The sequence below is a fragment of the Mesorhizobium sp. WSM4848 genome, from assembly GCF_055811375.1.
Map to the genome: position 1 here is coordinate 13,109 of NZ_JBVVPX010000032.1, position 20,861 is coordinate 33,969.

Genomic DNA, 20,861 nt, shown 5'->3' on the forward strand with positions numbered 1-20,861 from the left:
CGGTTCATGGTCTTGTCAGGCGGGCCGCTTCCGCCTCCTGCATGTCCAAACTCCGTCACCATCCCTACAATTTGACGGCCATTTCCCGGCTCCAGAGACGCAGCTTGCGGCAGCCCTCGATAAAACCGGTAATCGCCTTGGGATCATCGAGGCCAATCATGCCTTCATCGGCTTCCGGATCGACGCCGGCCTTCTGCAGCAGCGGGACGGCGCCCGACGTGAAGCCGATGAATTTGCAATGAGCAAAAGCGTCGGCAACGAAATCGCGCGCGGCGGCCTCACCCGTGAGGCGCTCCGCTCCTTCCTCGGAGAGGATCAGCGCTACTGCGTCGAACAGGACCGATGGCCCGCCGTCGATCATGTGCTTTGCAACGATGAGACTTCCATCCGCCGCCTCGACGCCGCTCACCTTGGGCGCTATGACCTCCATCACCGCGCCTTCCTTCTCGATCGCTGCCTGGAGGTCCTTCAGCAGCGCTGCATCGGCGCCGGGACTGACAAGCACGCCGACCTTGCGGCCAGCAAAACTGTCAGGCCCGTTCCGGATGATGCTGAGCGCCGGCGATGGTTCGAGATCGTCCCTCGGCGCGACCGCCGCATCCGCGGGCTTGGGCAATTGCTTCATGCCAAGCTTGTCAGCGACAGTTTCTGCCAAGCCTTCGTCAATGTTGAGGAGATGCGACACCATGCGCTCGCGGATAACCGTTGTCTCGACCTTGGAGAGCTCGAAGGACAGCGCCATGGCGATATGCTTCTGCTCAGGCGCGGTCTGACTGTTGAAGAACTGTCGCGCCTGGCTGTAGTGGTCGGCGAAGCTCTCTGCGCGCAGACGGACTTTCTGGCCTTCCTCCGCCTCGGCGAACGACCGGAAACCGTGCTGCGGCGATTCCCGCGGGCCCTCGCCGAATGAATTCGGCTGGTAGTTCACGCGGCCGACCGGATTGCGCATCGCCATGTGGCCATCCTGCTGGAAGTGGTGAAACGGGCATTTGGGTGCGTTGATCGGGATATGGGTGAAGTTGGGGCTGCCGAGACGCTTCAGTTGCGTGTCCAGGTAGGAGAAGTTTCGACCCTGCAGCAGGGGATCGTTGGAAAAGTCGACGCCGGGCGGTACGTTCTGCGTCATGAACGCGACCTGCTCGGTCTCGGCGAAGAAATTGTCGGGCATACGATCGAGCACCAAGCGGCCGACCGGGACCGGCGCGAGGATTTCTTCCGGAATGATCTTGGTCGGATCCAGAACGTCGAAGTCAAAACTGTCCGCGAAGTCCTGATCGAAGAGCTGGAGGTTGAGCTCCCATTCCGGGAAATCACCAGACTGGATGGCATTCCAGAGGTCGCGTCGATGAAAATCGGGGTCAGCGCCGTTGATCTTGACCGCTTCGTTCCAAACGACCGACTGCATGCCGAGCTTCGGCTTCCAGATGAATTTGACGAAGGTGGATTCGTCCTTCGCATTGACCAGCCGGAACGTGTGAACGCCGAATCCCTGCATGAACCGGAAGGACCGAGGTATCGCCCGATCCGACATGACCCACATGATCATGTGCATCGATTCGGGCGTCAGGCTGATGAAGTCCCAGAAATTGTCGTGTGCCGATTGCGCCTGCGGGAAGGCACGATCAGGCTCAGGCTTCACTGAATGAATGACGTCGGGAAACTTGATTGCGTCCTGAATAAAGAAAACCGGGATGTTGTTGCCGACGAGATCCCAATTGCCTTCGTTGGTGTAGAATTTGACGGCGAACCCACGCACGTCCCGCGCCAGGTCGAACGAGCCTTTCGAACCGGCCACCGTGGAGAACCGCACGAAGGCCGGCGTCTTCTCGCCGGCACGCTGGAAGATATCCGCGCGGGTGTAAGCCGCTAGCGATTCATAGGTCTCGAAGAAGCCGTGGGCGCCATAGCCGCGTGCATGCACGACGCGCTCGGGAATGCGCTCGTGATCGAAATGAAAAATCTTCTCACGGAAGTGGAAGTCTTCGATTAGTGACGGTCCGCGCTGGCCAATCCTTAAAGTATTCTGGTCATCGGCCACTGGGCCGCCTTGGGCGGTCGTCAGGATCTCGCTGTCGCCTTCGGCGATCTGGTGAAGCTCGCCTCCGTTCCCCCGCACGAGCTTTTGATCATGGATCGTCGCGGGCTTGCCCGACGACTGTCTGGTTGTCTTGGCCATGCTTGAATTCCTTGAAAAGGAGGGGGCGGCTTCAGGTCTCCCTCAATGCTGGGACACCCACTTAAGTTCCTGGTGGGTGTCACGTGGCCCGCATTTCGAAGAATAGCACTCGGCTGCCGGAACAGTGGACCCGGTCGGGCCGGCGAGTTCTCTCTTGCGCCAACCAGAGGAAAGCCTTCGTGCGCTCGGCCGCCGATATTCTGCCCAATCCAGACAAAACCGGCTCCCCGCACACAAGCGATGGCGACGAGCCGCAACGTTCAAACAACTCGGCCCGGAGCTTATCACAGGCGCAGCAGACGATGATCCGAGCGGTATGGCGACCTATTCCCGGTTAATTCATTCCTACGGACGTCAGATCGCCAATCCATTTCTTCCTTAGAGCGGAAGTGAGAGGTCTTTGAACCTCGTTTGCAGATTCGAAGCTTGGGTTCAGTCGCCTGTACGCCACCAGGGCTTCCTGGGCTTCAGCGTCCCGGTTGAGCCGAGCGTAAACCACGGCGAGCAGCGGGTTGGGCTGCAGGTTTCGCTGCGACTGTAATGCTTGCAGCGCCATGTCGTCCCGACCATCCAAGTAGTGCGCCCAAGCCAGGTTGCGGTGGTACCAGTCAGGTGGTCTTGGATCGCGACGGATCGCCTCCTGCAACCACTCGATCGCTGTTTCGATTTTCCCAGCGTTTGCAAGTAATTCAGCGAGGTCGGCACGCGCGGAGGCGTCGTACGGTGCCATATCGATCGCCACTTCGATTTCATTGATGGAGCGCGGAAAGTCATCCTCACACCATTGCGCAAGTTTGGCCGACAGCCAGTGACTTAACCATTCCTCGTAGCGCGACTTCCGCGGAGCCGTTTCGACCTCCCGGCCGAGTGTGCAAGCGGTTTCCAAGTTTCGAACTCGATCCCCATTCCCGGCTTCGGCCGCATACCTGTAGATGAAGGCGAGACTGAGTTTGAGGCGCACGGAGTTGGGGAACCGTGCGAGCCCCTCGTGCCATACTTGCAGCGCCTTCGAATGCGCTTCAGGATTGAATCTAAGTGAGAACTGTTCACCTCGCCGGACATAGTCCTGCTCCAGGAGGTCCCGGTCCGACTTGCCCCACGCCTGCCGCTGCTCCTCCTTCCCAATGGCTCCAGAGAAGCCGATGAGGGTTTCGTCGATGATCTCCGCGATCCGTAGTTCGGCACTGCTCTTGTCATCGCCCTCGAGCTGTGTTGACCAGACTTGGAACCCGGTCTGGGTGTCAGTTAGCCTCACGATAAGCTTCAGCACCTGGCCAGACCGGCGGACACTGCCGTTCAGTACATACCGAACCCCCCACTGCTTGCTGACGTCGCTGGGATCGGCGTCAGGCCCTATTCTCGCTGCGCGGCTTGGCGAGAGGACGCTGATGCCTGGATGTGAGGCCAGCATGGCCGTCAGTTCCTCGGCTATCCCGTACCCGATAACTTCCTCCGCTTTTTCACCGCCGGAACTCTCAAACGGAAGTACCGCTATAGAAGGAAGGGTTTCGGGCGCCGGAAGCCTGGCCTCTGGCCATTGGAACATTGCCAATGAGACCATCGCCGCCGCGCCGCATGCCGCAAATCCGATCGCTATGACAGCAGCCCTTATTCGTTTGCGGGCTGGTGGTGTGGCGCTCGCAGGCTCATGTTGGTCATTGTGGTGACGGAGCGCATCGGAGCCATCCGTGAGATGATCCCGACGGCCTCGTAGGACGTCGATATTACCTTCCCCAACGACGCTGCGCAGCCGGGCCGTTTCCGCTTCCAGATCCACGCCGAGTTCGTCTGCGAAAAGCTGCCGAGCAACCTCATAGTGGCGGAGAGCATTCGATCTTTGGCCGAGGGCTGCCAAGCACCAGATGACTTGGCGGTGGGCTTCCTCACACAGAGGGTCTAGTTCGAGCGCTCTGCGAGCGTGTGAAAGTGCGCCGTCGAAGGTTCCTCGATCGGCCTCAAGCCGGGTTACCCGAAGAAGGGCGTTGACGACCTCTTCGAGGAGTTCGCCACGTCGGGCTCGTAGCCAATCCTCGAAATCTGATGATCGGAAGGTCTCTCCCTGGAGGAAGGCACCTTGGTAAAGCTCAATAGCGCAAAGCAGGGACTTCTCGCCACTACCTGCAATGGCACGCCTGAACTCGCAGATATCCGCCCTCACTATCGCATGATCAAGGCTAAGGGCGCTGTGATCGGTGCAGACGATTGCCTCGTGGCCGAGCGCCTGTCGAATGGCATACAAAGCTTGCCGGAGATTTCGACGCTGATGCGGCTCGCACTCATCAGGACTCAGGACGGCGGCCAGGACAGTTCGCTGGATCGGAGTAGCCGCCAAGGCCAGATGAGCGAGCAGCGCACGTGAGCGATCCGGCATCGGGATGACCTGCCCGTCGTCCCGCACCGCGCGAAAACCACCGAAAAGCTGCAGCGCGACTCCCATGGTCGACTCCTATGTAAATAATAGCACGAACGGCGGGCGAATAGGATCGATAACGCAGAGACGACGCCTCGCAGACGCGCCCGTGACGCTCGCCGAGATGGGACCCGATCATTCTCCCTCAAGTTGCGACGCATACCGAAGGAGAATTATCGTGATCGGATCGAGGGTCCTCGTTGCGCCATCCTGTTGCCTAGAAGGTCAAGCCGTCGGAGTTGGTGGCCCGGCAGGGGGGCGGCGCTCGGCTGGTGACCCGCAAAGTCGGCGTAGTCGTCTTTGTGGGGCCCTGAGTGCTCTCGTCCTCGCTTGTATCGCGGGAGCGCTTCTGGCGTCTCCTAGCGCGGAAGCGCACGATATAACAATGGATGGGAACCTCTCGAACGATTGGGTCCGGGGTCTGACGAACCGTGCTGGCAAGTCTTGCTGTGGAAACAACGATTGCCGGCCTGTGGTAGCAGGCAGCCTCACATCTGCGCCGGGAGGCAGTCTAGAAGTCGAGATCGGTGGCACACGGTTTCCCGTCTCCGAGGGAAGCATAGTGCCAGATACCAGCCCAGACGGTCGGGCTTGGGTCTGCCCAGATTTTCTGCCAGCGCTTGGCGGTTTCAGGTATACAATTAAAGGTGTTCGCTGCTTGTTGCTGCCGCCCTTGGGGTAAGAGCGAAACAATAGGGCCTGCTTGTGGGCAAGCCAACTGGCGGCCCGGGCACTATTCGGCGAAAGCGAAGCAGGAACGTACGGAGGGTCGTGTCTCAGTCGTCTAATCGCGGAACGAAAGGCAAAGCCAAATTGGTATTGACGTTTCTCAGGGCATCGATCGGCCGCACGGCGTGGATGTAGCCCGGTCGAGGTTTGAGCCTCTGTTAATGCCTTGTGTTTGCTGCGACGGGTGTCTTTCTCACATTACCGGCCAAGGATCAGGACGAGGTCGACGTCGTGATCGAGGATCGACGCGGTCGGGTCGTCGGTATCGAGGTGAAGGCCTCCGCAACGGTTCCGCAGGACTTTCGGGGATTGCGCCAGTTGCAGTAGGAGTCCGCGATCGTTTTGTGCGCGGGCTGGTGCTGCACGACCATCACCGTGTGACGCCGTTCGGCGAAAAATTGCAAGCTGCACCGCTGTCGGTTCTGTGGTCGATGTAAAGTTGCATAAAAGGCGGCATGGAACTCGAACGTTCCGCTCAGGGCAGGCGCGCGGCCGCAAACTGTGGTAGGTGCTCGTTGCACATATCTTGGTCGCCCAGAGTGCCTCGTTGAGGCCATGCCGTCAAAGGCGGAAAAGATGTCGGCCTACACGCGTTGGCCCGTTGGCAAGGGCTGTAATTGCCCCTTGGCCTGCTCGGTGGTAAGGGCATGTGGAACGATGTCCCTATCGCAGTGTTAAATGGCGAAAAGAGGGAGGCAGTACGGTGGCTGATCTCAAAGAGACGGCATTGGTCGCGCGGCTGGCGGCGCGGCACGGGTTGTCAAGGGACGCGGTAGAAACCGTGCTGCGTGCCCTGCGCTCGGGCGGGGGTTCCATGGCCCAATTCAGCCATGCCGAATTCGGCGGCATGTCGCAGTGGTCATCAGGCATGACAATGGTCGGCGACATGTTCAACGATGCGCTAAGGGCGAAGCTGAACGCTGTGGCCACGGATCTCGCAGCTTATCTGCGGGAGAATCCTGAGGTTGCCCATAATGAGCCTGCCGGAGTGAGCTATAGATCGCAGCAGCAGGTACCTGAAAGTTGGCCGGGCGGACTCGGCACACCCTCATCGACCGGATCGCAGAACCATTTGCGCTACGCGATCTATCCCGACACGCGGCGACTGGTCATCGAGGATGCCGGCCGGCGCACGATCTACGACACCGGCGATCACGTTATTTCAGGGATCGCCCAGGCGCAAAGTACGGATGCGACACTGACATTCCGCAGCCAGAACGGCCTTGTGCGGCTCTCGGAGCTGAAGAAGGTCGAGGCTTAAGGCGCGGCCCTACTAATTGCGGTGATGCTCGCGCCGCGCGCTATTCACAGCAGCGCGAGGCGCCTAAAGACGTCCTTCTTCGCCTCTTTTCGGTTCCGCCGCCGCTCCGTCTGCGGCCCGCTCCAGGGCGACCATTTTCTTCACCAGGGCCAGCAGGTCGCGCTTGGTGCCGTGCGGCAGAGACACGACCTGTTGGGCGAGTTCCATGGTGTCGCGCGCTTCCTCCGGGGTGCGGTCCCATAGATGCGGGGCAGCGCTGAACAGCATTTCCATCGGCATGAACCCGAGGATTTCGCACAGGTGGATCATGCGGGTGACGTGCATTTTTGAGAATGCGCGCTCATAGCGGCCATAAACCTGCATCGAAAGGCCAAGCAAGGGAGCAAGCTCGGCGCGGGTCAGATCCCTGTCCTCGCGCGCCTTGCGGATGAAGGCGGCAATTCTTTCATCGATCTCGCCGAGGGTTTTAATACCTTCGAACCCCGGGCGGCGGAATACAGGCTTGTCGATCTCGGGATCTTGGCAGAACGCCACTGCTGCTCACAATTGCCTGACTTGCTGGATTGGATCGTGCGCAAGTAGCCAGAGCTACCCAGTTGATGAACATTAGTGAGTCATTTAGCGACGGAACCGTAGCCGGATGGTTGCGTTACCCCCCGCTAGTGTGGACTCTGCAAGTGACTGACGAGCAGGACAGAACACCCAGCGCACCTGACAACGCTGTCGTCCGGCGCTTGGTCAGAGAGGCGAATATAACCGAAGAGCAGGCTCGCGACCTTATCGCTCTTCTGGGGTCCGACTGGCCGTCACTTATGCGGGAAGCCCGATTTCTAACTCGAAAACGCTAGTCCTGGCCTGTCAAACATATAATAACCTAGAGATATGCCTCGCCAACATTTGCGGTCGAGCGTTCGCAACAGGCCCCTATCCAAATTTGCAAGAATGGCCGGCGCCGCTTTGGGGGGCGGGGTAGATTGCCTGAATAGGGCGCCGGCCGGGCGGGTTACGGCGCACTGCCATCATGCGCCGTGTCACCTCCGTGACACGCTCGATCTGGTAAAGCTGCGCGATCGGTTCGCCCTGATGCGCCATCGCGAGGCAAATGACGCGCGCTAGAATGAAGGCCCAAGAAACTTGGACCATAAGGCGGCAGAAAACATTGTTGGCGCAATGGACAAGAACGATGGCGACAATCTTCCTGAATGGTTTGCGAGCCGCCTGCCCGAGGATCCGGTGATCCGTGCAGATATTCGGACTAGGATTTCGAGAGAGACGGATGGGAAAAATGGGCTCTCCGGTATGGTGCTCACTAAAGGCGGGCGGGACGACAATCTGGTCAAAAAAAGGAAGAAGCCAACGCCGCCCCCGACAACCAACCGTCCGGGGTTCCGTGGCTCCTGGTCCTGTGTGTGCTCTCAATGTTGGCCTGGGCAGGGTACGCGCTGGCCGGTTCGTATTTTCTATAACGCCCGCTCACCGACCCCTTCGCCTACCATGTACCGGATCGGCGGTTCGGTTCCCGGAACTAGGTTGCCTGTTCCGCCTGCGGTGTAGGTGGCAAACCAAGCTGGCGAGCCAGGCATACCTAGGCCCGAACCGCAACTGCTAGTTACTCCCGCCTATTAAAGCTGGACTTCAGATTGCCGCGCCAAAATGTTTCGCACATTAGAGACCTGCCATTGGCCATTGCGCGCTGTGCGAACGCCGCGGTTGTTCAGGGCGATTGCCAGGCCACGCAGGCTGGTGATGCCCGACCGCTGGATGGAGGCGATGATCGGCAGCACGGTCTGGGCAAGTCTGTCAGCCTCCCGGATCGAGATCTTCCGACCTTTCGCCGCAGCTTCCACTGTGTTGGTCGGATTGCCGAGCTTCATTCCAGTGGTCTTGCGAGAGGCGAGGGCGGCTTTGGTCCGTTCCGAGATCAACCGCCGTTCTTTCTCGGCCAACGCGGCGTAAAGGTGCAGCATAAACGGGTCGGCGTCAGCGCCGAGTTCGGCGACGATGAACTGAACGCGCTGAACCATCAGTCCGGCAATGAAGGCGACATCACGAGACAGGCGATCGAGCTTGGCCACGACCACCGGGCATTTTGTCTGGCGGGCAAGGGCGAGGGCAGCTGCAAGTTGCGGGCGGCGATCCAGGGCGTCCGAGCCCTTGCCAGTTTCGACCTCGGTGAACTCCTGGATGACCACGATGTCCTCGGCATCAGCGAAGCGGGCGACCGAGGCACGCTGGGCCTCGATGCCCAAGCCTGAACGTCCTTGCCGCTGTGTGGAGACTCGATAGTAGGCGACCGCGCTCGTCATGCTGCTGTTTCCGGGGTGTTCAAACTGCAAACCACCGTTTGCAGTGTGCTCACAAGACACGGTTCAGCAAGTTCTTTCCAGGAATTAGGCTTCAGCAGCAACGCGGTTGAGCTGGAGCGCCGCCTATATGACGCAGACTTGTTGGAAGGCACTTCATGAGGGCGCCGAGTTTTCGCCTCCAGTGCAGATAACCATCCTTTGTCAGCACGTTGCTTCCTTATCGCGCCCGCCACAGAGGCGCAGCCGCCGCGGATGCAGCTACTTCCAATTCGTATGAGCACGCCCCTAAGTCTGCGGCCAGAACGCAATCTCGCGACAAACGTTCACGTCAGTGTGGATTACAGGTGCGGCTGTGCAGGCCCTATCGAGCTCGGCCCTAGCCAAGCTAGCTGCGCCCCTTCACTAGGACGTACCGATGCAGAACAAGTCCCTAGCAGCCACTGGCTTTCTCTGCCTGGGCGTTCTCGTCTTCTCACTGCAAGACGTGATCCTGAAGGGCCTCTCGGACACCTATCCCGTTACGCAAGCGATGACTGTTCGATCAATCGTCGCATTGCCCATTCTGCTGGTGCTGGTAGGCGCGACAGCCAGACTGCGGTCTATTTTCTCAAAGCGAGCCGGGCTGCTCGCCATCCGAGCCGTAATCTCGCTGGGAGCATACCTCTTCTATTATCTCTCGATCGCAGCGCTTCCTCTGGCCGATGCTGTCGCACTCTTTTTCGTCGCCCCGCTCATCATTGCAGGTCTCGGGATTCTCTTCCTCGGAGAGCGACCTCACACCGCAACCCTGATCGCGCTCATTGTCGGTCTGCTCGGCGTCATCATAACGCTGCAACCGGGTCTTGCTGTCTTCGAATGGGCAGCTGCGTTGACCCTCCTGGCTGCTGCTCTGTACTCGTCGGCCCAGGTCTTGGCGAGGAAGCTTGGCGACAGCGAGGTCGCCGCGGTTATCACCTTCTATCAGAACCTCGCCTTCCTCACCGGCGCGCCGGCGCTGGCGGCGCTTGTGAGCTTGGGCGGCCTTGAAGACGCCAATCATCCGAGTCTTGCATTCCTCACGCGCCCATGGGTCTGGCCTACGCTCCAGGATACTTTGCTGATGGCCGGCTGCGGTGTGATCGCATCTGCCGGAATGACATTGCTTTCCCAGGCTTACCGCCTTGCCCCAGCAGGCAACGTTGCAGTCTTCGAGTACACCGCCATCGTCTGGGTTCCACTTTGGGGGCTGCTGTTTTTCGACGAGGTGCCGAAGATCACCACCGTTCTCGGCGCAGTTTTGATCTGCGGAGCGGGGCTGTTCGCCCTAAGATCTGCGAGGTGAAGCGCTGTGCCCTACAGGAGCTTCATGTCTTCATAGGTGGTCACGAAGGTCACTGATGTATCCAGTTTTTTCTCTAGCTCATGGATGGAGGTCTCCTTCCAGCGCGCCCTGGTCTTCAGCCAGAAAATCGCTGCAGTGACGGCCTCCCGACCTTCACTGGTCGCCTTGCGGTAGAGGCTTTCGGCGACCCGTGCGTTGGCCTTGATGGCGCCGCTCTCGAGCTCATGGGCGTAGGTCGCCTTGAGGTCCTGCTCGTCTGTGGCCAGCACGCAGGCGATGTCGGCCGTGCTAAGCCCGAAGCCGGCCAGCGCCTCCACCCTGGAGCTCAGTGGCCGGTTTTCCAGAGGAGCTTCGATATCGGGGCTCATTTGGCTCGGTCAGCGTCCCAGAAGGTGACGGGAAGGTTTGCTGGCGGCGTGCCGGCAGGAGCCTTGCCCAGGCTTACAGGATCCGGAGCGCGAAGGATGATGCGGCGGATCTCATGCACCTGCTCGATCGGCTTGCCGTCGAGGCCTGAGTGCTCGTTGACCGAGGTCTCCTTCCAGCGGCCGCGTGCCTTGAGCCAGAAGATCGCGGCGATGACCGCTTCACGACCTTCGCCCGTTGCCTTGCGGAAGAGGTTCTCCGCCACCTTGGCATTGGCCTTGGTGTGGCCAAAGGCCAGTTCGTGTTTATAGTGTTTGCGCAGCGTCTTTGGATCGACACCGACCATGCCGGCAATCTCGGCCTCCGGAACACCATAGCCTGCCAGCGCCTCTACCTGGCGGCGATGAAAAGCATCGGGCTGATGGCTGGGGCGGGCCATCTCAGCTCTCTCCGTTTCCGATGTGCTGCCTCGCCTTCGAGATAGGCATGTCTTGCCCCGAAGGGTCCGTGTACACGGGGGATTTGGCGAAGCCGCGGGTCCGGCTGGGGTCGGGGTCCATCCCGAACCTGAACAGCCACAAACCGCACGTGCTGACGGGACACTCCCGAACCTCGGCGGGTTGATAGACGCAGCAGTCCAGACATTTGTGGCGTATCGCCTGCAGGATGGCTGCCTTGGTGGTCATGGCCTGGCCCCGATCCGCTCAAGCTTTACCTCGGCAAAGCTCTGGCCGCCGCCCTCCAGGATGGCCATGCTGCCTGTAAACGCCTGCCAGCGCAGCACTGCAACATCGACATAGGCTGGGTTCAGTTCGATCGCGTGACAGCAGCGGCCGGTCATCTCGGCAGCGATGATCGTGGTGCCGGAGCCGCAGAACGGCTCATAGACTGCCTGCCCGGGCGAGGAGTTGTTCTCGATGGGTCGACGCATGCATTCCACGGACTTTTGCGTGCCGTGGCCAGTGTCCGACTTTCGATGAGGAATGGCCCAGACGGTGGTCTGCTTGCGATCACCCGCCCAGTGGCCCTTCCTGCCCTTCCTGACCGCATACCAGGCCGGCTCGTGCTGCCAGTGGTAGTCGCCGCGGCCGATGACCAGCCGGGTCTTGTCCCAGATGATCTGCGCGCGGACGGCAAAGCCGCTGGCTTCGAGGCTGGTAGCCACCGTGGAAGCGTGGAGTGCTCCATGCCAGACATAGGCGACATCGCCGGGAAACAGCGCCCATGCTTCCCGCCAGTCGGCGCGGTCGTCATTGAGCACCTTGCCTCTGGCGAGACCTTCTCCATCGCCGAACCGCTCTCGCCATGAGGGATCGTAGTCGACGCCATATGGAGCATCGCAAACGCACAGGTGCGGCTTGACGCCGGCAAGCACCCGCTCAACGTCGGCGGCATTGGTGCTGTCGCCGCAGATCAGCTGGTGCCTGCCGAGGATCCAGACATCGCCGGCAATGCTCACCGGCTGCTCCGGGACCTCGGGGATGTCATCGGGGTCCGTCAGGCCGGGAGTGCCCAGGCTGATAAGGGAGGCGATCTCCAGTTCGTCGAAGCCGGTCAGCGACAGGTCGAAGCCAAGCTCACCCAGATCGGCGAGTTCCAGCCCCAGCAACTCGTTGTCCCAGCCGGCGTTCAGCGCCAGCTTGTTGTCGGCGATCACCAGCGCCCGCTTCTGCGCCTCGCTCAGCCCGGCAAGTTCGATGACCGGCACTTCCCTCATTCCGAGTTTGCGGGCCGCCAGCAGGCGTCCGTGACCGGCAATGATGCCGTTGTCGCCGTCGACCAGGATCGGATTCGTCCAGCCGAACTCCCGGATCGACCCTGCGATCTGCGCCACCTGCGCATCCGAGTGCGTCCTGGCGTTCTTCGCAAACGGGATCAGAGCCGAGGCAGGACGATACTCCACCGCCAGAGCTCGACCGCCCACGGGGACATCATTGCGGGTGTCCACAATCACCGTAGGTCCCGGCGCCAGGGAGGAAGTATCGCAGTCATCGAGATCTCGCCGCATAATTCCCGCCCGCAGAAATGCCAATGGCGAGAAGCATATCACCTCTGCTAACTCGTTGAAATCCATGAAGAACTTATAAGTTTTTCGCTGCGGTTCGCGGACTTTCGCGCAAGGCGCGCTCACGCGAACAGCAGCACCGCGGTGACGACGCCCACCGCAATGACAAAGGCCAGCATCGGCATCACGCACTAGCCCTCAGAGAGCGCTGATGCACGTCGTTCCAGTCGCATCCAGTCATTTGCGGCATCTCGACCGACACTGTCAGGCCGCCGGCCTTCCGCCGCTGAGCAAGAGTATAGGCTGCCGCTTGGCCGGTGTTGCTCACGTCGTTGTCACCAAAAATCAACACGGTCGACACGCTGGCCGGTGGCGCCCATTCCTGGAGCAGCCCCGCCGTGAGCGCGGACCAGACGGGTACGTTGAAGAGGACGGATGCGGACAAGGCTGTCTCGATGCCCTCGGCGATCCCGAGCACTTCCTCATGCTGCATCAAGCGGACGGCTGCTCCCGTCGGCATGGATCCCATCATCTTGCGCGGCGCGGCGACGTCGGCTTTCGTGGCGAAAGTACTGAGATAAGTCCTGTGGATCGCGGCGCGCTCGCTAAGCGCAACTGCGGCGTCGGATGGATCGACCTTGGCCACCATCGCCGGATGCCAGCATGGCTTTGAGCCGGATTCCACGTATCGCTCGTCGGGCGAAAACCGCAGGCATGATGGAAACGTGGTCAGTCCGGTTCGGTCATGCAGATATTGTCCGGCGTGGTCCGTGAGCTTGATTGGACTTGAGCTGTTCCAGAGAGCAATCATCGCCTCGCGCTTTCGCTCGTCGGCTTGTGGGTGGCACTGGCGCGAGCGGGAGAGCGGAGCTTCGCCGAGATGCTCCTCGATAAGCTTTGCCGCGTCCCTGAACTCGACGTGGCGCATACGCTTCACGAGTTCGATGCCATCGCCCGGGCCACATTGCGAGCAGTAGAAACTGCCGGTGCCACCTTTGTCGTCGAAGCGGAACCGGTCCTTGCCACCACAGACAGGGCAGGGACCATGCTTGTTGCGGAGTGCTTTCGTCGGCACCCCCACGGCGGACAGGATGCCGAGCCAGCGGCCCCGGGCGCGGTCCTTCAACGGCTCACGCAACATGGCTCAAGGACGCGCGCAGCATCGCCTCGGCTTCGAGTTGATGGGGATGGAGGGAGAAGATCATGCGGCGCCCTCTCTCGAGGTGGCCGTGCCGCCGACGATGGAGAGCAGGGGCTTTCCCTCCCCCAGAGCCATACCTTGGTAGGTGGTGGAGTTTCCCCCTTGGATAGGTATTTGTTTATCTCTCTTTATTCGTTCGCAACGTTTGCGAGTTGGACCCGCAGAACTTGCGAGTTGCAGCTTCCGGTCTGTGCCGGCATCCCGTGATGCCCAGCTGGCGGCCCTGGCCTGTCGGATGACGACGCGCGTCAGCTCGAACTCGCTGGACGTTGAGACTGATCATGTCGGACGACCGTCCACTGCGGCCGCGGCTGCGGCGCTTGCGGCTGATGACGCCCAACACCTCGAGCAGGAGCAGCGACTGCCAGACCGTGCGTGCCGAAAGCCCGGTCGAGGACGAGATCGTTGCCTGCGAAGGCCAGGCATTCACGCCGTCGCGTGAGACGCTGGCCAGTTCCATAAGCACCGCCTTCAACGACCCATCGGGGATAAGCTGTCGGCGTACCCATCTGATCGCGGCGCCACTCATGTTGCGACGCCTTCCATGACCTGGTGGAAGAGGTCGGTGAGATGCGACAACCGCGAACAGAGCGCCGCCCGCTCCCTTGGCGGACAAGCCGCAATGATGTCGGCAGCCGGCCGCGCCGCGACTTGATCAACCATCGCGATGAAATCGTTGTAGAGATCCGCCGGTAGGATGACCTGCGACCCGATGCTGTAAGCCAGTCTGGGGACGGTTGCTTCGTCGAGCGGCCGGGCATCGGGCCGGCGTCGGATTTCGACAATGGGGAGGTAGCGGACGACTGTCATCGAGATCAACTCCGCAATCTTGGAATGGGAAGGGCGGGGCCAGCCGTCGTGCCGTCCAGTTGATCGGCGACCGAAGCCGCATGGGGGTCCATAGGCGATAGCGAGTGGTCGCTGTCGATCCAATGTCGTTGGCGCCGGCTCATGATTGCGAGGTAGGAGAAGCAGTCCGGACCGATCCGCCGCTGGACAAGCTGCACCGAGCCTTCAGCCGCAGCTGCGAACGCGCGGCGTCGAACCCCGCAAAGCTCCTGGCGCCGTGCGTCGGCAAGCTTCGACAGGCCCAGGTCTGCATCGACCGCGAGGTTGCCTCGATGATATTCGATCGTCGAACCCGGCGGTGCGGTCAACATCCAGGCGCAGAAATCCAGATCGGAGGCATGGCGCTTTTTTGGAGGCATTCATCTGATCTCGCTCCAGCCGGGCAATGGCCCGTTCAGGACACGGCATAACGGATGAGAGGATGAGTGCCTTACGAACTCCTTCGCTCCAAAACGCTGGCGAAAAGGGGGGTATCGCCTCGCAAACAAATAGGTTTTTGAAAGCCGCCGAGTACCTGAGCGGAGTCGGTCGAAGCTGTTGAGCTGCAGAGATACAGGCTGGTCCGACATCAGGGACGGACCCTTACAATCCGACGGAGCACCTCCGATTCGAACCGCTCGATGTCTTCGAGCCTGTAAACAACCCGCCCCATGATTTTCAAATAATCAGGCCCCTGGCGCACCCATCTCCACCTCTCGAGTGTCCTCGGGCTCAGGCTCCAGCGGCGTGAGAGTTCTACTTGGTTAAGGTGTTTGATCACCATTGCGCATCCTTCCATTTCGCTCTGACCCGAAGAACCGGATCGGCGTTAAGGATGCTCGGAGGCGGCCTCGAACTGAATGCTCGCGGCGCGGCCCAATTGTGACGGGTGCAAAGTGCGACACGCATAGTCCGCCCCAGCCACAGGGCGAGTCGTGACATGCACTAATGTTTTTGTGACATGACCTCGTCGGCGGCGCGTAGATCGATCAAAGTCACCTCCCGAAGCTCGGGTGCGAGTCGGCGCCCGACGCCGTGTCGGTTCTCAATGAAGCCGTCCGGAAGTACGACACCTTGCTCGGTGGCTAGCCACGGCTCCACCCGCCTGCGAACCCGTCCGATGGCCTGCCGGATGCTGTTTTCCTCTATGCCCATCTGAGCGGACAACTCCCAATCGAGGGTATAGGGCACATCCGCGCGCTTCCCCTTTGCCGTGCGATGGCTTGGCAGCAGCGCCATCACCAGCTGATAGTCCCCGCCATGGAGCGAGAAACCCGCGCGGAATCTGATCAGCTCCTCCTGCTCGTCGACGGCAAAATCGCACACCGGCTGTTGAAGCCGGTCCATGAACGCGGCAACCTGTTCGAGATAAGGTTCAATCGGGGGAGGGTCGATCCGCTCCCTAGCGAAGCAGAGGCTGATCAGCGCACCACGGGGCAGGCTGTCCCGCACCAGTTCTTGGCTGTTCTTCCTAAGACCCGTCGCGATCACCGAATTAATGGCCTGAGCATGGCGCTCGTGCAGCTCCCAAAACCGGTCGAGGGCCTCATTCGTCGTCAGGCCAGTGACATATCTTACGGCCGCGTAAACGTCAGGGTTGTCGAGCGGAAACTGCTGTCGCGAAGAGTTCGAGAGGCTGCGTGCAAATTTCACGTAATCTACGGCCATGCGAAGATCCTCGTCCGCATCCCTGGGACCAGTGAGCAGGTCGACAGCATACCCATCCGCAAGATCGAAATCGTCGGCGCCGGCCGCGAGCACGGCAAATCGACGATCGATGCATTGCGAGCAGCGACCGCAGTGCCGGACTTTCCTGGTCCAGAGGATAGGATGAACGCAGCTGGCCGTGCGCGACAGAGCAGGGCCGAAGCCGGCGGCCATTATGTGCTCGACGACCTCCTTCTTCGTCAGCCAGAGGAATGGGGTCAAAACCTCGATCGGTCGCTGTGCCAAGAGAGAGAAGATCTGTTCGAATCCCCGGATCACTTTCGGGTGGGTAGTCTTCGTCGCGCGAGATCCGAGTACGTCGCGCGCGATCGGCAGGTTCAGACTGACGATGCCGTTCTCGAAAAAGGTGACCTGATTCTTTCCGAACATCTGCGCCAGCACGAATGCGAGGCTTGCGAAGAGAAACGAACGAGATCGCTGCGTCGGCTCCGCCGGATCGATATGGGTATTGCTCACATTGACCGGGATGTAGCGCAGCTTGGGGCCATGCCCCGCCTGCTTCAGGATGGTGACCAGCTCTTTCTGGACTGCGAATACCTTCTCAGCGGAGTGATGTCCGACCAGCACCGTTTGCCGACCTTCTCGGACGATGCTCTCGAGTGCGCCGGCGAAGGAGTCGATCCCCCTGAAAACAGCGCCACCTCATCTGGATCGAACGTTCCCTCTGCCAAATCTGAAAAATACATGGTCCGATCGGCTACGGAGAAGGCGCCGCGAACGAACTCGAATTCATAGGTGTCGTCGGAGAGAAAGCCCAACGTGCTCTTCAGCGCCTCGCGCAGTTCGCCGCCAGACCAGATCTCGGGGTGCCGTACCGGAATGACGAACCGCATCCCCCGGCGCCATAGGGAGCCGGCATTGGAAAGCTTTCCTGTGCCACGGGTGGCGCGTTGGTCTCCGCAATAGACGTAAGCGGCGATCTCCAGAAGATCGAGAAGGAGGTCGGGCACATCGCTGACCATCGCTCGACTGATATCCGATATCCGCAGGTTGACCGTCCGCTGACCCTGGACATCCATGGCTATCCGTCGCGCATCATCCTCCGCTACTGAAGCTTCGACGCCGCCGCACATGAACTCGAACTGTCTCACTGCACCAAGCCGCTCCGCTTCGAGAGCTCATTCCTCACCTTGGTAAAGGCATAGGCCGCAAAACCCGCTGCGTGATGGCGGGTCAGGTCCTTCCCCAGATGAAAGCGGTTCTTGCCCAGCCACTCCCTGGCGAATGCTCGCATGATCACGGTGGTTTCGATGCAGTGCTGGCGCACGATCCGCTCGAAATAGGATGTGTCGGCGATCGACCGAAAGGAGCTGCTGCGGCCGACGTGAAGCGGGATCTCGCGGTCGAGAAAATAGTGCAAATGACCATGCAGAAGGTTCGTGAAGAACCCCTGCGCCAGCTCGCCAAACCGTTCGGTCGATGCGAAAGTGGCAATGGTCGTTCTTCGATCTTCGGTAGTGGCTTTCCAGAGCGACGGCGACCGGTCGACTGTAACGCTCTCCAGCGCCTGCATGGCGGCGTTCCTGGCAATGAGGCTGAAATCCGTGACCTCTCGTCCGCTTCGAGTGCGGGCGCGCTCGACGGCATCCACGAAGCCGGCCAGAACATCGGCCAATGTGGGGTCGTTCGGCACGCTAATTCCGAGGTCAGATAGTGCCGCCCCGAAGTCCACTTGCTTTGCCGCGAGTGGAATTTTCAGCAGCATCCAGAGTGCTTCGACGAAAGCCGGATCATTCACAGCTTGGGCAAGTGACTTGTCGCAGGCTCGTTCGACCGCCCTGGCGATCTCATCCACCAGCAGTTCGTCGCTGTCCAGAAGGGCTACGACCTGCCGCCACTTCTTTGTGGCAGGTATCGCGCCAAGCAGAACATGGCCCATGCTCCCTCCCTTTTGATCAGTAGGCGCCGCACCTCCGCTGGATGGAAGTTCTGTTTTCCGCCCTTGGTTAAGATTTGCCTGCCACAAAAGGTGCAGTTTTCGCTTTCCTTCGCACCGCCCACTTTCTCTTCGACCCATCTCCTTTGATTTCCGGCCCCCATGGAGCCGCGTTTTGTGGTGGCCTATACGCTTGTGGATGCAAGCACGACCGACACATTCATCATCGCGGTTCGGCCCGAGCCCGGTCATGCCGGATCGGCTTTCCGCTTCCGAGCGCTTGACCGAACTCGCCACCATCCTCGCCGCGGGCCTGACGCGTCTTGGTGCGCGACAGTCAAGCGAACAATCTGGCGAGCGGGAGAATAGTTTCGTGGACTTGACCGCCAACCAGAGCAGTCATGCAACCGAACTCGATCGGGTGGAGAGCGGGGCATGACGCAGCAACGGGTGATCGGCAGGCTGGCCGAAATCAGGACGATGGACATCGTGGCGCTGAAGAAGATGTGGCGGGACGTCTTCGCCTCCGAACCGCCGCCCTACAATCGCAAGTTTCTGGAGAGCAGGCTGGCCTATCGGGTACAGGAACTCGCCTATGGCGGGCTGAAGCCGGAGACACTGAAGCGGCTGGCTGCACTGGCGGATGATCTAGAGTCCCGCTCGCGCGAGCGCGGTACCCGCTCTGATAACCGACCCATCGCCGGCACCAGGCTGATGCGCGAATGGCAGGGGGTCGAGCATTGCGCGACGGTCCTGGCCGACAGCTACGAATATGATGGCAGGCCCTACAAATCGCTCTCGGCAATCGCCCGCGCGATCACCGGCACACGCTGGAACGGCCTCGTCTTTTTCGGCCTGAAGAGCCAGAGGGGGAGGGCGCAATGAACGTGCACTCACCCGACAGAAAGCAGGTGGTGCGAAAGCTGCGCTGCGCCGTCTATACGCGAAAGTCCTCGGAAGAGGGGCTCGACATGGAGTTCAACTCCCTCGACGCCCAGCGAGAGGCCTGTGAGGCTTACGTCGCCAGCCAGCGGGCTGAGGGATGGGTTTTGATGCCTGACCGGTATGACGATGGCGGCATCTCCGGCGCCACCCTTGAACGGCCCGGCCTGAAGCGGCTGCTCCGCGATGTCGATGCCGGCCTGGTCGACGTGGTGGTGGTCTACAAGATCGACCGGCTCTCGCGGGCGCTCACCGACTTTTCCCGGCTGGTCGAGCTGTTCGAGGCGAACAACGTCACCTTCGTATCGATCACCCAGAGCTTCAACACCACGACCTCCATGGGCCGGCTGACGCTGAACATCCTGCTTTCCTTCGCCCAGTTCGAGCGCGAGGTCATCGGCGAGCGCATCAGGGACAAGTTCGCTGCATCCAGGCGAAAGGGCATGTGGATGGGTGGCAACGTTCCATTTGGCTACCGGGTCGAGAACCGCAAGCTTCTGATCCAAGAGGATGAAGCAGCCATTGTGCGCTCGATCTTCGAGCGGTTCCTGCTGATAGGTTCGGCAACCATCCTGGCGCGAACGTTGAATGCGGAGGGTCTCAGGCGCAAGAACGGGATGGCCTTCGACAAAGGCCTGCTCTACAAGCTCCTCAGCAACCGGGTCTATATGGGCGACGCGGTGCACAAGGGCGCCAGCTATCCCGGCGAGCATCAGCCGATCATCAGCCTGGACCTTTGGGACAAGGTCCGCTCGATCGTGGCGGAAAGCCCGAGCAAGCGCGCCGGACAGAGCCGCAGGCAGACGCCAGCCTTGCTCAAGGGGCTGATCTTTGCTCCGAGCGGCTATGCCATGACGCCGGCCCACACCCGCAAGAAGGGAAAGCTCTACCGCTACTACGTCACCACGAGCGTGCAGAAGCTCGGACCGGAGACATGCCCGGTCCGCCGTGTGCCGGCAGGCGAGATCGAGGCTGCGGTCATCGACCAGCTTCGGGCGCTGCTTCGAACGCCCGAGATGATCGTAAAGACCTGGATGGCCACGCGAAAGGACAATTCCAGCATCACTGAAACCGAGGTCCGTGAAGCCCTCGTCCAGTTGGATCCACTCTGGGAGGAGCTCTTCCCGGCCGAGCAGGCCCGCATCGTCCAGCTTCTGGTCGAGCGGGTGGATGTCGCCGTCGAGGGCATTTCCATCCGGCTTCGCACGGAAGGCATGGCCAGCCTCGCGACGGAGCTGCGACAGCAGCCGGAGCACAGGAGGACTGCATGATGCCGTCAGAGGCCAAATATGCCGAACTCAGCCCTGACGGCAAATCGCTCACCGTCCATCTGCCGCTGACCCTGCGCAAGCGCGGAGGTCGCAAGATCATCATCTCGCCGGCTGGCGAGCAGCCATGGACGCCAGCACGGCCGCGGATCGACAACACGCTCATCCGGGCCCTGGCGCGGGCGTTCCGATGGAAGCACATGCTTGAGAGCCGCCGCTTCGCCACTGTGAGCGAACTTGCCGCGGCCGAAAGGCTTGACCGCTCCTTCGTATCCCATGTGCTCCAATTGACGCTGCTCGCGCCCGATCTGGTCGAAACCATACTCGACGGACGGCAGTCCATGGGGGTTCAGCTCCAGGCGCTCGTCAGGGGTTTGCCCGTCGAATGGGAACGGCAACGGGAGTTGATGGCTACTTCCTGCTGACAATCTTCTCTGCGGCCGC

19 protein-coding genes and 1 pseudogene are annotated in these 20,861 nt (G+C 60.8%); 6 read left to right on the forward strand and 14 right to left on the reverse strand.

Annotated elements, in window-relative coordinates; genetic code table 11:
* Positions 1 to 64: 64 nt before the first annotated feature.
* Complete coding sequence (katE, locus tag AC0L16_RS24875) at positions 65 to 2,176, reverse strand: catalase (protein WP_473623886.1); 2,112 nt, start codon at positions 2,174 to 2,176, stop codon at positions 65 to 67.
* Positions 2,177 to 2,510: 334 nt separating this feature from the next.
* Positions 2,511 to 4,613: a BTAD domain-containing putative transcriptional regulator gene (locus AC0L16_RS24880; RefSeq protein WP_473623887.1), complete on the reverse strand. Its 2,103-nt coding sequence runs from the start codon at positions 4,611 to 4,613 to the stop codon at positions 2,511 to 2,513.
* A gap of 880 nt (positions 4,614 to 5,493) precedes the next feature.
* Between AC0L16_RS24880 and AC0L16_RS24885 the strand changes: the two are divergent.
* Both AC0L16_RS24885 and AC0L16_RS24890 read left to right on the forward strand, forming a co-directional pair.
* Positions 5,494 to 5,752, forward strand: a pseudogene (locus AC0L16_RS24885) (DUF4143 domain-containing protein); the annotation flags it as partial.
* Positions 5,753 to 6,018: 266 nt separating this feature from the next.
* Positions 6,019 to 6,576 (forward strand): hypothetical protein, encoded by a 558-nt coding sequence (locus tag AC0L16_RS24890; RefSeq protein WP_473623888.1) that lies wholly within the window; start codon positions 6,019 to 6,021, stop codon positions 6,574 to 6,576.
* A 63-nt stretch (positions 6,577 to 6,639) separates the two neighbouring features.
* Here the strand turns inward: AC0L16_RS24890 and AC0L16_RS24895 are convergent, their stop codons facing one another.
* A complete protein-coding gene (locus tag AC0L16_RS24895) occupies positions 6,640 to 7,110 on the reverse strand; it encodes a helix-turn-helix transcriptional regulator (RefSeq protein WP_473623889.1) in 471 nt (156 codons plus the stop codon).
* Positions 7,111 to 8,198: 1,088 nt separating this feature from the next.
* On the reverse strand, positions 8,199 to 8,882 hold the full coding sequence (locus AC0L16_RS24900; RefSeq protein WP_473623890.1) for a recombinase family protein: 684 nt from the start codon (positions 8,880 to 8,882) through the stop codon (positions 8,199 to 8,201).
* Between the two features lie 415 nt (positions 8,883 to 9,297).
* Here AC0L16_RS24900 and AC0L16_RS24905 point away from each other — a divergent pair, with 415 nt between their 5' ends.
* Positions 9,298 to 10,203: a DMT family transporter gene (locus AC0L16_RS24905; protein ID WP_473495735.1), complete on the forward strand. Its 906-nt coding sequence runs from the start codon at positions 9,298 to 9,300 to the stop codon at positions 10,201 to 10,203.
* 11 nt (positions 10,204 to 10,214) lie between these two features.
* On the opposite strand, the gene AC0L16_RS24910 is transcribed toward AC0L16_RS24905, so the two are convergent.
* The 10 genes from AC0L16_RS24910 to AC0L16_RS24955 all read right to left on the reverse strand — a co-directional run bounded on the left by AC0L16_RS24910 (position 10,215) and on the right by AC0L16_RS24955 (position 18,504).
* The gene (locus AC0L16_RS24910) at positions 10,215 to 10,571 is read right to left on the reverse strand and encodes a hypothetical protein (RefSeq protein ID WP_473623892.1); all 357 of its coding nucleotides are present in this window, start codon (positions 10,569 to 10,571) and stop codon (positions 10,215 to 10,217) included.
* Positions 10,568 to 11,008 (reverse strand): hypothetical protein, encoded by a 441-nt coding sequence (locus AC0L16_RS24915; RefSeq protein WP_473623893.1) that lies wholly within the window; start codon positions 11,006 to 11,008, stop codon positions 10,568 to 10,570. The genes AC0L16_RS24910 and AC0L16_RS24915 overlap by 4 nt, the downstream gene beginning before the upstream one ends.
* A gap of 243 nt (positions 11,009 to 11,251) precedes the next feature.
* Positions 11,252 to 12,493, reverse strand: coding sequence for a site-specific DNA-methyltransferase (locus AC0L16_RS24920; RefSeq protein WP_473623894.1), 1,242 nt, complete (start codon positions 12,491 to 12,493; stop codon positions 11,252 to 11,254).
* A 265-nt stretch (positions 12,494 to 12,758) separates the two neighbouring features.
* Positions 12,759 to 13,700, reverse strand: a complete 942-nt coding sequence (locus AC0L16_RS24925; protein WP_473623895.1) for a DUF7146 domain-containing protein — start codon at positions 13,698 to 13,700, stop codon at positions 12,759 to 12,761.
* A 193-nt stretch (positions 13,701 to 13,893) separates the two neighbouring features.
* Complete coding sequence (locus AC0L16_RS24930; RefSeq protein ID WP_473623896.1) at positions 13,894 to 14,304, reverse strand: helix-turn-helix domain-containing protein; 411 nt, start codon at positions 14,302 to 14,304, stop codon at positions 13,894 to 13,896.
* Positions 14,301 to 14,585 (reverse strand): hypothetical protein, encoded by a 285-nt coding sequence (locus AC0L16_RS24935; RefSeq protein WP_473623897.1) that lies wholly within the window; start codon positions 14,583 to 14,585, stop codon positions 14,301 to 14,303. Before AC0L16_RS24935 ends, AC0L16_RS24930 begins: the two co-directional genes overlap by 4 nt.
* 5 nt (positions 14,586 to 14,590) lie before the next feature.
* Positions 14,591 to 14,983, reverse strand: coding sequence for a hypothetical protein (locus AC0L16_RS24940; RefSeq protein ID WP_473623898.1), 393 nt, complete (start codon positions 14,981 to 14,983; stop codon positions 14,591 to 14,593).
* A gap of 565 nt (positions 14,984 to 15,548) precedes the next feature.
* Positions 15,549 to 16,898, reverse strand: coding sequence for a 7-cyano-7-deazaguanine synthase (locus AC0L16_RS24945; protein WP_473623899.1), 1,350 nt, complete (start codon positions 16,896 to 16,898; stop codon positions 15,549 to 15,551).
* Entirely contained in the window at positions 16,832 to 17,404 is a 573-nt protein-coding gene (locus tag AC0L16_RS24950; RefSeq protein WP_473623901.1) for a hypothetical protein, read from the reverse strand. The genes AC0L16_RS24945 and AC0L16_RS24950 overlap by 67 nt, the downstream gene beginning before the upstream one ends.
* A gap of 14 nt (positions 17,405 to 17,418) precedes the next feature.
* Positions 17,419 to 18,504: a hypothetical protein gene (locus AC0L16_RS24955; RefSeq protein WP_473623902.1), complete on the reverse strand. Its 1,086-nt coding sequence runs from the start codon at positions 18,502 to 18,504 to the stop codon at positions 17,419 to 17,421.
* A 138-nt stretch (positions 18,505 to 18,642) separates the two neighbouring features.
* Here AC0L16_RS24955 and AC0L16_RS24960 point away from each other — a divergent pair, with 138 nt between their 5' ends.
* Genes AC0L16_RS24960 through AC0L16_RS24970 form a run of 3 tightly spaced genes read left to right on the forward strand, consistent with a single transcriptional unit; the run spans position 18,643 to position 20,842 of the window.
* Entirely contained in the window at positions 18,643 to 19,092 is a 450-nt protein-coding gene (locus AC0L16_RS24960; protein ID WP_473623904.1) for a DUF2924 domain-containing protein, read from the forward strand.
* Entirely contained in the window at positions 19,089 to 20,420 is a 1,332-nt protein-coding gene (locus AC0L16_RS24965) for a recombinase family protein (protein WP_473623905.1), read from the forward strand. Before AC0L16_RS24960 ends, AC0L16_RS24965 begins: the two co-directional genes overlap by 4 nt.
* Positions 20,417 to 20,842 carry a hypothetical protein gene (locus AC0L16_RS24970; RefSeq protein WP_473623906.1) on the forward strand — a complete coding sequence of 142 codons (426 nt, stop codon included), beginning with the start codon at positions 20,417 to 20,419 and terminating at the stop codon, positions 20,840 to 20,842. The genes AC0L16_RS24965 and AC0L16_RS24970 overlap by 4 nt, the downstream gene beginning before the upstream one ends.
* The last annotated feature ends 19 nt before the right edge of the window (positions 20,843 to 20,861 follow it).

Bases quoted from the DNA above. Each gene is read 5' to 3' on its own strand.
- katE (WP_473623886.1), bottom strand. From the start codon at position 2,176: ATGGCCAAGACAACCAGACAGTCGTCGGGCAAGCCCGCGACGATCCAT.
- AC0L16_RS24880 (WP_473623887.1), bottom strand. From the start codon at position 4,613: ATGGGAGTCGCGCTGCAGCTTTTCGGTGGTTTTCGCGCGGTGCGGGAC.
- AC0L16_RS24900 (WP_473623890.1), bottom strand. From the start codon at position 8,882: ATGACGAGCGCGGTCGCCTACTATCGAGTCTCCACACAGCGGCAAGGA.
- AC0L16_RS24905 (WP_473495735.1), top strand. From the start codon at position 9,298: ATGCAGAACAAGTCCCTAGCAGCCACTGGCTTTCTCTGCCTGGGCGTT.
- AC0L16_RS24910 (WP_473623892.1), bottom strand. From the start codon at position 10,571: ATGAGCCCCGATATCGAAGCTCCTCTGGAAAACCGGCCACTGAGCTCC.
- AC0L16_RS24915 (WP_473623893.1), bottom strand. From the start codon at position 11,008: ATGGCCCGCCCCAGCCATCAGCCCGATGCTTTTCATCGCCGCCAGGTA.
- AC0L16_RS24930 (WP_473623896.1), bottom strand. From the start codon at position 14,304: ATGAGTGGCGCCGCGATCAGATGGGTACGCCGACAGCTTATCCCCGAT.
- AC0L16_RS24935 (WP_473623897.1), bottom strand. From the start codon at position 14,585: ATGACAGTCGTCCGCTACCTCCCCATTGTCGAAATCCGACGCCGGCCC.
- AC0L16_RS24940 (WP_473623898.1), bottom strand. From the start codon at position 14,983: ATGCCTCCAAAAAAGCGCCATGCCTCCGATCTGGATTTCTGCGCCTGG.
- AC0L16_RS24950 (WP_473623901.1), bottom strand. From the start codon at position 17,404: ATGTGCGGCGGCGTCGAAGCTTCAGTAGCGGAGGATGATGCGCGACGG.
- AC0L16_RS24960 (WP_473623904.1), top strand. From the start codon at position 18,643: ATGACGCAGCAACGGGTGATCGGCAGGCTGGCCGAAATCAGGACGATG.
- AC0L16_RS24965 (WP_473623905.1), top strand. From the start codon at position 19,089: ATGAACGTGCACTCACCCGACAGAAAGCAGGTGGTGCGAAAGCTGCGC.
- AC0L16_RS24970 (WP_473623906.1), top strand. From the start codon at position 20,417: ATGATGCCGTCAGAGGCCAAATATGCCGAACTCAGCCCTGACGGCAAA.